The organism is Rhodosalinus sp. FB01, assembly GCF_041365715.1.
Lineage (GTDB): Bacteria > Pseudomonadota > Alphaproteobacteria > Rhodobacterales > Rhodobacteraceae > Rhodosalinus.
This window is the reverse complement of sequence record NZ_JBGFSH010000013.1, coordinates 1-14,078: the sequence shown is the minus strand read 5'-3', so window position 1 is coordinate 14,078 and position 14,078 is coordinate 1. Positions and strand designations below refer to the sequence as shown.

13 protein-coding genes and 1 tRNA gene are annotated in these 14,078 nt (G+C 69.0%); 6 read left to right on the top strand and 8 right to left on the bottom strand.

Annotated elements, in window-relative coordinates; genetic code table 11:
* Positions 1-84: 84 nt before the first annotated feature.
* Positions 85-906, top strand: a complete 822-nt coding sequence (locus AB6A65_RS15150; RefSeq protein ID WP_371039238.1) for an ABC transporter ATP-binding protein — start codon at positions 85-87, stop codon at positions 904-906.
* Between the two features lie 15 nt (positions 907-921).
* Entirely contained in the window at positions 922-2,157 is a 1,236-nt protein-coding gene (locus AB6A65_RS15145) for a phenylacetate--CoA ligase family protein (RefSeq protein WP_371039236.1), read from the top strand.
* Positions 2,158-2,176: 19 nt separating this feature from the next.
* Here AB6A65_RS15145 and AB6A65_RS15140 read toward each other — a convergent pair whose 3' ends face one another.
* The 3 genes from AB6A65_RS15140 to AB6A65_RS15130 form a co-directional block, all read right to left on the bottom strand.
* Complete coding sequence (locus tag AB6A65_RS15140; RefSeq protein WP_371039235.1) at positions 2,177-4,003, bottom strand: PHA/PHB synthase family protein; 1,827 nt, start codon at positions 4,001-4,003, stop codon at positions 2,177-2,179.
* Between the two features lie 148 nt (positions 4,004-4,151).
* On the bottom strand, positions 4,152-4,277 hold the full coding sequence (gene ykgO / locus AB6A65_RS15135) for a type B 50S ribosomal protein L36 (protein ID WP_371039234.1): 126 nt from the start codon (positions 4,275-4,277) through the stop codon (positions 4,152-4,154).
* An 84-nt stretch (positions 4,278-4,361) separates the two neighbouring features.
* A tRNA-Val gene (locus AB6A65_RS15130) sits at positions 4,362-4,436 on the bottom strand.
* A gap of 151 nt (positions 4,437-4,587) precedes the next feature.
* Here AB6A65_RS15130 and AB6A65_RS15125 point away from each other — a divergent pair.
* Positions 4,588-5,451: an N-formylglutamate amidohydrolase gene (locus AB6A65_RS15125; RefSeq protein WP_371039233.1), complete on the top strand. Its 864-nt coding sequence runs from the start codon at positions 4,588-4,590 to the stop codon at positions 5,449-5,451.
* Between the two features lie 4 nt (positions 5,452-5,455).
* Here the strand turns inward: AB6A65_RS15125 and AB6A65_RS15120 are convergent, their stop codons facing one another.
* Entirely contained in the window at positions 5,456-6,709 is a 1,254-nt protein-coding gene (locus AB6A65_RS15120) for a DNA polymerase IV (protein ID WP_371039232.1), read from the bottom strand.
* 79 nt (positions 6,710-6,788) lie between these two features.
* A complete protein-coding gene (pyrF, locus tag AB6A65_RS15115) occupies positions 6,789-7,478 on the bottom strand; it encodes an orotidine-5'-phosphate decarboxylase (protein WP_371039231.1) in 690 nt (229 codons plus the stop codon).
* Positions 7,479-7,669: 191 nt separating this feature from the next.
* Between pyrF and clpB the strand changes: the two genes are divergently transcribed.
* Positions 7,670-10,294, top strand: a complete 2,625-nt coding sequence (clpB, locus tag AB6A65_RS15110; RefSeq protein ID WP_371039230.1) for an ATP-dependent chaperone ClpB — start codon at positions 7,670-7,672, stop codon at positions 10,292-10,294.
* Positions 10,295-10,370: 76 nt separating this feature from the next.
* On the opposite strand, the gene AB6A65_RS15105 is transcribed toward clpB, so the two are convergent.
* The 3 genes from AB6A65_RS15105 to AB6A65_RS15095 form a co-directional block, all read right to left on the bottom strand.
* Positions 10,371-10,865 carry a fasciclin domain-containing protein gene (locus AB6A65_RS15105; protein ID WP_371039229.1) on the bottom strand — a complete coding sequence of 165 codons (495 nt, stop codon included), beginning with the start codon at positions 10,863-10,865 and terminating at the stop codon, positions 10,371-10,373.
* 90 nt (positions 10,866-10,955) lie between these two features.
* Positions 10,956-11,432: a fasciclin domain-containing protein gene (locus AB6A65_RS15100; RefSeq protein ID WP_371039227.1), complete on the bottom strand. Its 477-nt coding sequence runs from the start codon at positions 11,430-11,432 to the stop codon at positions 10,956-10,958.
* A gap of 224 nt (positions 11,433-11,656) precedes the next feature.
* Positions 11,657-12,097: a DUF302 domain-containing protein gene (locus tag AB6A65_RS15095; protein WP_371039226.1), complete on the bottom strand. Its 441-nt coding sequence runs from the start codon at positions 12,095-12,097 to the stop codon at positions 11,657-11,659.
* Positions 12,098-12,385: 288 nt separating this feature from the next.
* On the opposite strand from AB6A65_RS15095, the gene msrP reads away from it, so the two are divergent.
* Together msrP and msrQ are read left to right on the top strand one after the other, a co-directional pair.
* Positions 12,386-13,291 (top strand): protein-methionine-sulfoxide reductase catalytic subunit MsrP, encoded by a 906-nt coding sequence (gene msrP / locus AB6A65_RS15090; RefSeq protein ID WP_371039225.1) that lies wholly within the window; start codon positions 12,386-12,388, stop codon positions 13,289-13,291.
* Positions 13,291-13,917: a protein-methionine-sulfoxide reductase heme-binding subunit MsrQ gene (gene msrQ / locus AB6A65_RS15085; RefSeq protein ID WP_371039224.1), complete on the top strand. Its 627-nt coding sequence runs from the start codon at positions 13,291-13,293 to the stop codon at positions 13,915-13,917. The genes msrP and msrQ overlap by 1 nt, the downstream gene beginning before the upstream one ends.
* Positions 13,918-14,078: the final 161 nt, after the last annotated feature.

The window sequence follows — 14,078 nt, the reverse complement described above, 5'->3', positions numbered from 1 at the left end:
CGGCCGGGCACCCGGTATCCAGGGAGCGAGGACCGGCCGGGCGGCACCGCCGCCCCGACCGGCCCCGAAACGAGAGAGGCGAGGATGCTCGACGCAGGCCGCACGGAGGAGGCGCTCCTCGAGGTCAACAACATCGAGGTGATCTACAACCACGTGATCCTCGTGCTGAAGGGCGTGAGCCTTTCCGTGCCGAAGGGCGGCATCGTCGCGCTTCTCGGCGGCAACGGGGCGGGCAAGACCACCACGCTCAAGGCGATCTCGAGCCTCTTGGCCTCCGAGCGCGGGGAGGTCACCAAGGGCTCCATCGTCTACCGCGGGGAACGCGTGCAGCATCTCGACCCCTCCGCGCTGGTGAAACGCGGCGTCATCCAGGTGATGGAGGGGCGCCACTGCTTCGAGCACCTCACGGTGGAGGAAAACCTGCTGACGGGCGCCTCCACTCGCAGCGCGGGGGCCGCGGCGATCCAGCAGGATCTCGAGATGGTCTACGAGTACTTTCCCCGTCTGAAGCAGGTGCGCAAGGGCCAGGCGGGCTATACCTCGGGCGGCGAGCAGCAGATGACGGCGATCGGGCGCGCGCTGATGTCGCGCCCCGAGACGATCCTGCTGGACGAGCCGTCCATGGGCCTCGCGCCGCAGCTCGTCGAACAGATCTTCGGCATCGTGAAGTCGGTGAACGAGAACGAGGGCGTGACGTTTCTGCTGGCCGAGCAGAACACCAACGTGGCCCTGCGTTTCGCGCGCTACGGCTACATCCTGGAATCGGGCCGCGTGGTGATGGATGGCCCCGCCGACGAGTTGCGCGAGAACCCGGACGTGAAGGAATTCTACCTCGGCATGTCCGAGGAGGGGCGCAAGTCGTTCCGCGACGTGCGCTCCTACCGCCGTCGCAAGCGGTGGCTCTGAGCAAGGGAGACGGCGATGGACACGGCCCGCACAGGCACCCACTACGACGAGCTGGAAACCCGGAGCGCCGATGCCCGCGCGGCATGGATCGCCGGGGCGCTGCCCGCGCAGATGGCCCGCGCGAAGGCGCTTCCGGGCTATGCCGAGACGCTCGCGGAGGTGGATCCCGAGGCGATCACATCGGCCGAGGCGCTTTCCGCGCTGCCGGTGCTGCGCAAGGCGCGGCTGGGCCGCGCACAGGCCGGCGACCCGCCCTTTGGCGGCTACACGACCCGGCCGGCCTCGGGTTTCGCGCATGTGTTCCAGTCGCCCGGACCGATCTACGAGCCGGGCGGCGACGCGCATGACTGGTGGCGGATGGGCCGCTTCCTGCATGCCTGCGGCGTGGGCGTGGACGATATCGTGCAGAACTGCTTCGGCTATCACCTGACGCCCGCCGGCATGATCTTCGAGTCCGGTGCGCGGGCGGTTGGCGCGGCGGTGCTGCCTGCGGGCACCGGGCAGACGGAGCTTCAGGTGCGCGCCGCGGCGGATATCGGCAGCACGGCCTATGCCGGGACGCCCGATTATCTGAAGGTGATCCTCGACAAGGCCGACGAGATGGGCGAGCGGCTGAGGCTCACGAGGGCGGCTGTGGGGGGCGGCGCGCTCTTCCCGTCGCTGCGCCAGGAATACGCCGACAGGGGCATCGCCTGCCTGCAGTGCTATGCCACCGCCGATCTCGGCAACATCGCCTATGAGAGCGCGGCGATGGAGGGGATGATCCTCGACGAGCATGTCCTCGTGGAGATCGTGACCCCGGGCACCGGCGACCCGGTGCCGGCCGGCGAGGTGGGCGAGGTCGTCGTCACCACGCTCAACCCCGACTATCCGCTGATCCGCTTCGCGACCGGCGACCTTTCGGCGGTGATGCCGGGGGAAAGCCCCTGTGGCCGCACAAACATGCGGATCCGGGGCTGGATGGGCCGCGCGGATCAGACCACGAAGATCAAGGGCATGTTCGTGCGCCCCGAGCAGGTGGCCGCGCTGGTGGCGCGCCACGACGAGATCGGGAAGGCCCGCGTCATCGCCCTCCGCGAGGGAGAGATGGACGCGATGACCGTGCAGGTCGAGGCCGAGGGCGGCGATCCCGCCGCCTTCGAGGCGAGCGTCGCGGAACTTCTGAAGATGCGCGGCCGGGTCGAGGTGGTGCAGCCCGGCAGCCTGCCGCGCGACGGCCTCGTGATCGAGGACCGGCGCAAATACGACTGATCCGCGCCGCGCGCGGGGCTCAGCGCTGGAAGACGTAGCTGCCGGGTGCGGGCTCGATCGGGCGGAGCCCCTTGCCGGGCGCGCCCATCGGCGGGGGCGGGATCCCTGCCCCGCTGCCCTGCTCGCGCAGGAAGCGCGCCCATTCCGGCCACCAGGAGCCGTCTTCCTTCACGGCGCATTCAAGCCACGTGTCGGGGTCCATGTAGTGCGCGCCGGGGGCGCGGTGCCCGATCCGGTAATGCCGGTGCGGGTGACCGGGCTCCGACACGATACCGCCATTGTGGCCGCTCGAGGTCAGCACGAAGCGCATGTCGGTGTCGGTGAAGAGCTTCGCCTTGTAGACCGAGTGCCAAGGCGCGATGTGATCCTTCTCGGTGCCGACCACGAACATCGGCGCCGAGATGTCGCGCAGCGCGATCACCCGCTCCTCGACCGCGAAACGGCCTCCGGTCAGGCGGTTCTCCATGAAGAGCGCGCGCAGATACTCCGAATGCATGCGCGCCGGCATCCGGGTGGTGTCGCGGTTCCACACGAGGATGTCGGCGTCGGGCTCCTCCTGGCCCATGAGGTAGCGGCGCACCCAGCGCGTCCAGATCTGGTCCTCGGGGCGCAGCGCGCGGAATGCGCCGCTCATGTGATCGCTGTCCAGCGTGCCCTGGTCCCACATCATGTCCTCGAGGAAGGCGAGCTGGCTTTCGTCCACGAAAAGCATGATCTCGCCCGCCTCGGAGAAGTCGGTCTGCGCCGCGAGAAGGGTGATCGAGGCGAGGCGGTCGTCATGGTTGCGCGCCATGGTGGCCGCCGCGATGGAGAGGATCGTGCCGCCCAGGCAATAGCCGCAGGCATGGATGCGCTGCCCCTCGCAGATGGTCGAGACGGCGTCGATCGCCGCCATCACGCCAAGCCGGCGGTAATCGTCGAGCGACAGGTCGCGGTGCTCTGCCGTGGGGTTCACCCAGGAAATGGCGAAGACCGTGAAGCCCTGGCCCACGAGCCAGTTGATGAGCGAATTCTCCGGGCGCAGGTCGAGGATGTAGTATTTCATGATCCAGGCCGGCACGACGAGCACGGGCTCGGCCTGGACGGTCTCGGTCTGCGGGGTGTACTGGATCAGCTCGAAGAGGGCGTTGCGGAAGACCACCTGGCCGGGCGTACAGGCGAGGGTTTCGCCCACGCGGTACTCCGAGTCCGGTTCACTGGTCTCTCCGGTCAGCGCGTCGCCCATGTCGCGGGCGAGATGCCGCGCCCCGTCGAGGACGGCATGGCCCCGCGTCTCGCGCACGGTCTCCAGGATCTCCGGGTTCAGCCAGGGCATGTTCGAGGGCGAGACGGCGTCGAGCATCTGGCGCGCCATGAAGCCCGCGCGCTTCGCGCTCTGGGGCCGCGCGCCGCGGATCGGCTGGGTCGCGAGGTCCCACCAGTCATGCGCCGCAAGAAAGCCCTGCTGGTAGAGGCTGAAGGGGAACCGGCCCCAGTCGGCATGGCCGAAGCGGTGATCGTTGGAGCCCGGCTCGAACGGGGGTGACGCCTCGGCGTTCGTCGCGGCGGCGGCGAAGCCTGCGAGTTTCCACCAGTTCTGCTGGGCCCGCTCCACGAGTTCGAGCTGGCGGCCCGGCGCGCGGGCAAGATGCGTGGCCCAGTCCGCCCAGGCGGCCCAGGCCGCGTGCGGGGATATCCCGCCGGTCTGCCGCGCGAGGACCGCGCGGGTGGCGCGGTCGAGCGTCTCGTGGGGATGATCGAGCGCGCGGTGCGACGCGCGCGGCGCGGGAGATGGCGTCGGGTTGCGTTGCGCGTCGCTCGTGGGCGGCGGGGAAAATCGTTGGCGGGGTGCTTTGTCGTCGGGCATGGGGCCTTGTCGTGCTGGTTTCCGTCTTGGTGCCAGCCGAACATGCCAGTTTCATGACGCATCATCCAGAAGACGCGTCCGCGCACATGAAAACGGGCCGCGCCGGCTGGCGCGGCCCGGCGACCACCTGACGGCGGCCGGTGTTCTTTCAGCCCTGGCGGGCCTTGAAGCGCGGCTGGGACTTGTTGATGACGTAGACGCGGCCCTTGCGGCGCACAACGCGGCAATCGCGGTGGCGCGTCTTGAGCGAGCGCAGCGAGTTTCTGACCTTCATGGTCCTCTCCTTCTTCGCGCGGCGCGTGCCTTCCGGATGCGCCAGACCGTTGTGTCGGGCCGCCCTTGCGGGCGGAGCGGCCGGTGGTGGGCGGTACTGGGATCGAACCAGTGACCCCTACGATGTCAACGTAGTGCTCTACCGCTGAGCTAACCGCCCGAAAACCGGCACCGATTCCATGCCCCCAAACAAAACGGGGCGCGGGTGTCCGCGCCGGTAGCGCGCTCTATAAAAGGAGTCGTGGGGTGGATCAAGGTCTTTTGGCAGGGTGTGCAATCGCGCTATCATCACCCTCAGCAGGGAGAAACGCGTGGCCCATTCGCCGTACCAGATCAGCCATCCGCGGCAGCGCACATCGTGCGTCGTCTTCGCCTCTCCCCACAGCGGACGGGACTATCCCTGGAGCTTCCTGCGCCGGACCGTTCTCGACGAGCATTCCATACGCTCGTCGGAGGACGCCTATGTCGACAGGCTCTTCGAATGCGCGCCGGACTTCGGCGCGCCCCTGCTCAAGGCGGGTGTGCCGCGCGCCTTCGTGGACCTGAACCGCTCCGCCGAGGAGCTCGACCCGGCGCTCATCGAAGGCGTGCGCCGGACGAGCCACAACCCGCGGGTGTCCTCGGGCCTCGGGGTGATCCCGCGCGTGGTCGCCAACGGCCGCGCAATCTATCGCGGCAAGATACCCCTGGAAGAGGCGCAGCGGCGCATCTCGCTTTACTGGCGGCCCTATCACGGCGAGTTGCAGCACCAGCTGTCGCAGGCCCACGGTCTTTTCGGCCGGGCGATCCTGGTGGACTGCCATTCCATGCCCCATGAGGCGGTGGACGGCATCACGCGCGCCGGCGCCCGCCGGCCCGAGATCGTGCTGGGCGACAGGTTCGGCGCCTCGGCCTCGGCCGAGATCGTGGACCGGATCGAGGCGGCGTTTTCCGCCGCGGGGCTGGTCGTGGTGCGCAACGCGCCCTTCGCCGGCGCCTACATCGCGCAGAACTACGGGCGCCCCTCGCGCAACCAGCACGCCGTCCAGATCGAGATCGACCGCGCGCTCTACATGAACGAGCAGGTGATCCGGCCCAACGCGAACTTCAACGCCTTCCGCGACCTTCTGCGCGGCGTGATCGCGGACATCGCGGCGATCGGAGAGGCGGAGGCGCGGCCGCTCGCGGCCGAGTGAGGCGCTAGCGCAAGGACCGCCCCTTCAGGATCGCCGCCGGTCCGAACCGGGCGCGGATCGTGTCGGCCGCGCGCTCGGCCTGTCCGCGCCGCGCCGCCTGCGGGTCGAGCAGGTCGCCCGACCGCTCGGCCTCGGCCGCCGGGCAAAGCTCCGACAGGCCGACGCCCAGCAACCGGTAGGGCCCGTCCGCCCCCGCCGCGTCCAGAAGCCCGCGCGCGGTACGGTAGATCCGGTCGGCGAACTGGGTCGCGTCGCGCAGGGACTGGCGGCGCGTCACGGTCCGAAAATCGGCGCGTTTCAGTTTCAGCGTGACGACGCGGCCCGCCAGATCCTTGGCCTTCGCCCTGTCCGACACCTTCTCCGACATGCGCCACAGATGCCCGTCCAGCAGATCCGGGTCGGCGGTGTCCTCCCCGAAGGTCGTCTCGTGGGAGATCGACTTCACCGGCCCGTCGGCCGAGACGCGGCGCGTGTCCTCGCCCCGCGCGAGATGCCAGAGCCGCCCGCCCATGGACCCGAAACGCGCCTCGAGCGCCGGTTTCTCCCAGCGGCGCAGATCGCTGAAACGGTGGATGCCGGCGCGGGCGAGCGCCTCCTGCCCCGCATCGCCCACGCCCCAGATGAGGCGCACGGGCCGGTCGTGCAGGAAATCCTGCGTCTCGGCCCGTCCGATGACCGAGTATCCCTGCGGCTTGTCGAGGTCGGAGGCCACCTGGGCGAGGAACTTGTTGTGCGAAAGCCCGATCGAGCCAGTGACGCCCAGCTCGTCCTTCATTCGCCGGACGAGCCGCGCGAGCATCACGGCGGGCGGGTGCCCGTGCAGCCGCTCGGTGCCCGAGAGATCGAAGAACGCCTCGTCGAGCGACAGCGGCTCCACCGCGGGGGTGAGTTCCGTCATCATCGCGCGGATCGCGCGGCTGACCTCTGCGTAGAGATCCATCCGCGGCTTCATCACCACCGCCTCGGGGCAGAGCTCCAGCGCCTTGAACATCGGCATGGCCGAGCGCACGCCGCGGATCCGGGCGACGTAGCAGGCGGTGGAGACGACGCCCCGCCGGCCGCCGCCGATGATGAGCGGCCGGTCGGCCAGCTCGGGGTTCTCGCGTTTCTCGACGCTGGCGTAGAAGGCGTCGCAGTCCATGTGGGCGATGGACAGCTCGAAGAGTTCGGGATGCGACGTGACCCGCGGCCGCCCGCAGGCAGGGCAGCGACGTCCGGTCTCGAAGGTGGTCAGGCAGTCGCGGCAGAGGGCGGGCATGGCGCGATCATAGCATTGCGCGGCGGCGCGCACAGGGTCTTCGGGGCGCGCGATTCCCCGAGGCGCGATCCCGGGCGGCTCAGGGCAGGGTGGAAAGGATCGCCTCCGCCGCGGCGCGCGGGTCCGCCGCCTGCCAGACGGGGCGGCCGACGACGATGTGGTCGGCGCCGGCGCCGATGGCCTGCGCCGGCGTGGCCACGCGCTTCTGGTCGCCCAGGCCCGCGCCCGGGGGCCGCACCCCGGGCGTCACGATAAGCCGGCCCGCCGCCTCGGGCCGCGCGCGGATCATCGCCGCTTCCTGCGGGCTCGCGATGACGCCGTCCGCCCCGGCCTCGAAGGCCCGCGCGGCGCGCTCCACCACGAGGTCGGGAACCGCGCCCGCCCGGATGAGGCTCGCGTCGAGGTCCGCACGGTCGAGCGAGGTCAGGATCGTGACCGCGAGGATCTTCATCCCGGACCCGGCCGCGCCCGCCTTCGCGGCGCGGACGACATGAGGATCGCCGTGAACCGTCAGGAAATCGAGATCGAACCGCGCCAGCCCGCGCACCGCCGCCTCGACCGTGGCGCCGATGTCGAAGAGCTTCATGTCGAGGAAGATGCGCTTGCCGTGCTCACCCTTCAGCTCGTTGGCGAGCGCAAGGCCCCCGCCCGTGAGCATGCCGAGCCCGATCTTGTAGAAGCCCACCGCGTCGCCCAAGCGCTGCGCGAGGGTGAGGCCGGTATGCGCGTCGGGCACGTCCAGCGCCACGATGAGGCGGTCGTCGCTCATGCGGGTCCCCTTCCTGTCACGTGTCCCGCTTGCCGCAAAGCGCGCGCGGGAGCAAGCCGGCGAAAAAACGCGCGGCCCGCGTCTTGAAGCCCCGATGGGGTGTCGCCATCTTGCAACAGAAGGCCCGATGGGGGGCGTGCCGCAAGGCGGGCGGCCCCGGCAAGGGTGCTTGATGAAAGGAGAAAAGACCCATGGACTTGTCCAAGTTCACGGAACGCTCGCGCGGTTTCGTCCAGGCGGCACAGACCATCGCGGTGCGCGAGGGACATCAGAAACTCGGCCCCGAGCATCTGCTCAAGGCGCTGATGGACGACGAGCAGGGGCTCGCCGCAAATCTAATCCGCCGCGCCGGCGGCGCGCCGGAGCGCGTGCTCGAGGCGGCGGAGGCCGGGCTGGCCAAGCTGCCCAAGGTCTCGGGCGACGGGGCCGGGCAGATGTATCTCGACACCCAGACCGCCAAGGTGCTCGACGAGGCGGAGAAGCTTGCCAAGAAGGCGGGCGACAGCTTCGTCCCCGTGGAACGCATCCTGACCGCGCTCGCGCTGGTGCGCTCGCCCGCGAAAGACGCGCTCGACGCCGGTGCGGTGAACCCGCAGAAGCTCAACGAGGCGATCAACGACCTGCGCAAGGGCCGCACCGCCGACACCGAGAGCGCGGAAGAGGGCTATGACGCGCTGAAGAAATACGCCCGCGACCTGACCGAGGCCGCGGCCGAGGGCAAGATCGACCCGATCATCGGCCGCGACGAGGAAATCCGCCGGGCGATGCAGGTGCTGTCGCGGCGCACCAAGAACAACCCGGTTCTCATCGGCGATCCCGGCGTCGGCAAGACCGCCATCGCCGAGGGCCTTGCGCTGAGGATCGTGAACGGCGACGTGCCCGAGAGCCTGAGGGACAAGAAGCTTCTGGCGCTCGACATGGGCGCGCTCATCGCCGGCGCGAAATACCGCGGCGAGTTCGAGGAGCGTCTGAAGGCGATCCTCTCGGAGGTCACCGCGGCGGCGGGAGAGATCATCCTCTTCATCGACGAGATGCACACGCTCGTGGGCGCGGGCAAGGCCGACGGGGCGATGGACGCGTCGAACCTTCTCAAGCCGGCGCTCGCGCGCGGGGAGCTTCACTGCGTCGGCGCCACCACGCTCGACGAGTATCGCAAGCATGTCGAGAAGGACGCGGCGCTCGCCCGGCGCTTCCAGCCGCTCTTCGTGGCGGAACCGACGGTCGAGGACACGGTCTCGATCCTGCGCGGCATCAAGGAGAAGTACGAGCTGCACCACGGGGTGCGGATCTCGGATTCCGCGCTGGTGGCCGCGGCGCAGCTGTCCGACCGCTACATCACCGACCGCTTCCTGCCCGACAAGGCGATCGACCTCATGGACGAGGCGGCATCGCGGCTGCGGATGGAGGTCGACTCCAAGCCAGAGGAACTCGATGCGCTCGACCGGCAGATCCTGCAGATGCAGATCGAGGCCGAGGCGCTGAAGAAGGAGGACGACCAGGCTTCGCGCGACCGGCTGGAGAAGCTGGAAAAGGAGCTTTCGGACCTGCAGGAGCAGTCAGCCGAGATGACCGCGAAATGGCAGGCCGAGCGTGACAAGCTCGCCTCGGCGCGCGGGCTGAAGGAACAGCTCGACCAGGCGCGCAACGAGCTCGAGCAGGCCAAGCGCGAGGGCAACCTCACGCGTGCGGGCGAGCTCAGCTACGGGGTCATCCCGCAGCTCGAGAAGCAGCTCGCCGAGGCCGAGGCCGTCGAGGGCGAGGCCGACGTGATGGTCGAGGAGGCCGTGCGCCCCGAGCAGATCGCTGCGGTGGTCGAACGCTGGACCGGCATCCCGATGTCGAAGATGCTTGAGGGCGAGCGCGATAAGCTGCTGCGCATGGAGCAGGAGCTTCACGCCCGGGTGGTCGGCCAGGCGCAGGCGGTGCGGGCGGTGTCGAACGCCGTGCGCCGGGCGCGTGCCGGCCTGCAGGACGAGAACCGGCCGCTCGGCTCCTTCCTGTTCCTCGGCCCCACCGGCGTGGGCAAGACCGAGCTCACGAAGGCGCTTGCCGACTTCCTCTTCGACGACGAGGGCGCGATGGTTCGCATCGACATGTCGGAGTTCATGGAGAAGCACTCCGTCGCCCGCCTGATCGGCGCGCCGCCGGGCTATGTCGGCTACGAGGAAGGCGGTGTGCTGACCGAGGCGGTGCGCCGCAGGCCCTACCAGGTGCTGCTCTTCGACGAGGTGGAGAAGGCGCACCCGGACGTGTTCAACGTGTTGCTCCAGGTGCTGGACGACGGTCAGCTCACCGACGGGCAGGGCCACAAGGTGGACTTCAAGCAGACGCTCATCGTGCTGACGTCGAACCTCGGCAGTCAGGCGCTGAGCCAGTTGCCCGAGGGCGCCGATCCGGGGGCCGCCAAGGCCGAGGTGATGGAGGCGGTGCGCAACCACTTCCGCCCCGAGTTCCTGAACCGGCTCGACGAGATCATCGTCTTCGACAGGCTGGACCGCGAGGACATGACCGGCATCGTGGACATCCAGCTCTCGCGCCTCGCGCGGCGTCTCGCGGACCGCAAGATCCGGCTGGAGCTCGACGACACGGCGCGCAAGTGGCTCGCCGACGAGGGTTATGACCCGGTCTTCGGCGCACGGCCGCTCAAGCGGGTGATCCAGCGCGCGTTGCAGGATCCGCTGGCCGAGAAGCTGCTGGCCGGCGACGTGCGCGACGGCGATGTGCTGACGGTGACGGCCGGCCCGGACGGGCTGGAGATCGGCGGGCATGTCGCCAGTTCCGGAAGCGAGCCGCCGCAGGACGCGGTCCTGCACTGAGGCGCGCGGGCCTTCGAAAACGCAAAGGCCCCCCGCGATTGGCGGGGGGCCTTTTTTCACGCGCCGGACCGGCGGCTCACTCGGGCAGAAGCACCGTGTCGATCACGTGGATGACACCGTTCGATGCCGAGATGTCGGCCTGCGTGACGCGGGCGTTCTCGACATGCACGGCGCTGCCTGTCGCGTTGATGTGAAGGCTTTGGCCCTGCACGGTCTCGGCGCTGAGGCGCTTGCCGGCAAGCTGGTCGGACGTCACCGCGCCGGGCACGACGTGGTAGGTCAGAACGCTCACGAGCTGGTCGCGGTTCTCCGGCTGGAGAAGCGACTCGACCGTGCCGGCGGGCAGTTTCTCGAATGCCGCGTTCGTCGGCGCGAAGAGCGTGAAGGGCCCCGGGCCCTGAAGCGTCTCCACGAGGCCGGCGGCCTGCACCGCGGTCACGAGGGTCGAGAACTGGTCGTTCGACGCGGCGACGCCGACGATATCGGGCTGGCTGGGCGCCGGTGCGCAGGCGGCGAGGCCCGCGGCGAGGCCCGTGGCGGCGAGGGCGCGAAGTGCGAAACGGCGGTTCATCACTGTCTCCTTTCGAAATGCACTGTCAGGATACGACGGCGGGGCGGCTGAGCCGCCCCGCGCCAAAAGATCGTTGCGGTTCGCGCCGGATCACTCCGGCAGGATAACCGCGTCGATCACGTGGATGACGCCGTTCGAGGCTTCCACGTCGGCCTGGATGACGCTCGCGCCGTCCACGGTCACGCCACCCTCGGTGCCGATGGTCACCGACTGGCCGTTCACGGTCTCGGCCATCATGCCGTCCGACAGATCGCCCGACATGACCTTGCCCGGCACGACATGGTAGGTGAGGATCGCGGTCAGCGCATCGGTATCCTCGAGCAGGCCCTCGACGGTGCCCTCGGGCAGCGCCGCGAAGGCGTCATCGGTCGGCGCGAAGACGGTGAACGGGCCTTCGCCCTTCAGCGTCTCGACGAGGCCTGCCGCCTCGAGTGCGGCCGCGAGCGTGGTGAAGCTGCCGGCCTCGACCGCGGTGTCGACGATGTCCTTGCCCATGTGGTTGTCGGCGAAGGCCGGCGCGGCCAGGGCGGTTGCAGCGGTCATCGCGAAGAAAGTTCTGCGGAACATTCGAGTTTCCTCCTTGAACGTCATGTCCCTGCGCTCGATGGCGCAGGCCTTGGTGCCGGGGCGGCGGCGTGCCGCACCGATCATCCGTTGCAGACTACGGCACGCGGACCGGTCCGGTTCACCGGGGATTTCCGCCGATGCGGCTTGACGTCGCAAGGCGGCGCGCTAAGCGCGGTGCCTCGCAGGTTTCGACTTAAATTTTCGTGATCCGCCGTGATCGCCGGTTACTCGGCGATGGCTGCGCGCGTGATCCTGTCCAGAAGATCCTCGACTTCCTGCATCGGTCCGTCGGGGAAGCCGCGATAGCCGATCATCACCCGGTCCTCGCCTGCCTGCTGCACCACGAAGATATGGTAGGGGCAGTATGCCACGTTCATCGGATCGGCCTCCATCACGCTGCGGGAGACCTTGGCCGAGCAGAAGCCGAACACGTCCGCGGCCTCGTAGAGCTGCACGTCCGAGCCCACATCCTCGCGGGTGCGCGCCAGCATGTCTCCCACATGGCTGGTGTGGTCGATCACCAGCCCCTCGTCGAGGATCGCGTTCTCGAGCCCGAACACGACATCGCCGTAGGACAGATCCGTGTCGTAGGTGACGATGTCCTCGGCAAGGGCCGGGCCGGCGGCAAGGCACAGCGCGGCGGCTGCGCGGGCGAATGCGGTCATGGTGTCCTCCCAGAAAGGTGCGCGGCGCGGAGGGACCGGGCCGCCAATCCGGTCTTGACGGTAAGGCCCCCGCGGCCGCGTGACATTGAGGCAAATCAACATGCGGGCGACCCGGCCAACCGGCTCGCAGCCGATGGCCAGCCCGCGAGCGGGCGCTGCATCACCACGGGGCTTGCGACCGTGACACCGCGCCTCTGCCGATCCCAACGCCATCGTGACGCGCCGTGCATTGGGCGGCGCGGCGGCGGAACCTATGTTGCGAGCGATAACTGGATCAGGGAGAGCCCCATGTCCCACCGCTGGAAGAACGACCTGACGGAGAATGACGTGACGCCGGAAGGCGCCTGGATCAGCCGCCGCGGCCTGATCGCGGGCGGCGCGGCGCTGGGGCTGGCGGGCCTCGCCCCCCTTGCCGAGGCCGCCGCGGAGGATCTTGAGTCCAACAGCTGGGAAGAGATCACCACCTACAACAATTTCTACGAGTTCGGCACGGACAAGAAGGATCCCGCGCGCCGCGCCGGGCAGATGACGGTGTCGCCCTGGTCGATCCGGATCGACGGGATGGTGGACCGCCCGGCGGACTACGCGTTCGAGGATATCCTCGCGCGGATGACGATGGAGGAGCGGATCTACCGTTTCCGCTGCGTGGAGGCGTGGTCGCGTGTCGTGCCGTGGAACGGTTTCGAGCTGGCGGACCTGCTCGATATGGCGGGCGTCCAGCCCGGCGCGAAATACGTGGCGTTCGAGACCTACCTGAACCGCGAGGAGATGCCGGGCACGCGTTTCCCGGTGCTCGACTGGCCCTATGTCGAAGGCCTTCGCCTCGACGAGGCGATGCACCCGCTTACCATCATGGCGACCGGCATCTACGGCCGCGATCTTCCCAACCAGAGCGGCGCGCCGCTCCGCCTCGTGGTGCCGTGGAAATACGGCTTCAAGTCGATCAAGTCCGTGGTGCGGATCACGCTGACCGAGGAAGAGCCGCCCACGAGCTGGAACAAGGCCAATCCGCGCGAATACGGCTTCTATTCCAACGTGAACCCCGAGGTCGACCATCCGCGCTGGAGCCAGGCGACCGAGCGGCGCATCGGCGGCGGGCTCTTCTCGGCGCGCCAGCCCACGCTCATGTTCAACGGTTACGCCGATGAGGTGGCGCCCCTTTACGCCGGCATGGACCTCACGAAGTTCTTCTGATGGCGCTCGCGCGGGCGATCTCTGCCGGGGCGCGGCGCGTCCCGGTCTGGGCGGTCTGGGCCGTGGCGCTCGCGCCCGTGCCGTGGCTCTTCTGGGCCGGGGCCACGGGCGGGCTGGGCGTGGAGCCGGTGGAGGTCCTGGAGCACCGCCTCGGCCTTTACGCGCTGCAGTTCCTGATCGCGGGGCTCGCGATCACGCCTCTGCGCCGGCATCTCGGCGTGAACCTGCTGCGCTTTCGCCGGGCTTTGGGCCTCATCGCGTTCACCTATGTCGCGCTGCACCTCGCCGTCTGGCTGCTGCTCGACGTTCAGGATCCGGCGCGGGTCTGGTCGGACATCCTGAAACGCCCCTACATCACCATCGGCATGGGCGCCTTCCTGCTCATGGTTCCGCTCGCGCTTACCTCGAACGACTGGGCCGTGCGCCGTCTGGGGGCCGCCATGTGGCGGCGCCTGCATCGCGTGACCTATGCGGTTGCGGTGCTTGGCGCGCTGCACTTCGTCATGCTGTCCAAGGGGCTCCAGCTCGAGCCGTTGTTCTACATGGGGGCGATTGTGGCGTTGCTGGCGTTGCGGCTGCGCCCGCGCGGCGCGGGCCGCGGTCTGTGGCGCGCCGACTCGGCCTGAACCGCCGCTTGCCGCTAGGTCACGACCCCGCATCCATGAGCCCCGCGGCGGTGGTTGGGTGGCAATACGCTGATAAATAACAAAAATCCGAGATGTCGAAAATTTCGCGAGGCGTCGGATTTTCCTCTTGCGGAGGTGTGTTGTGATCCGTAAATACGCCT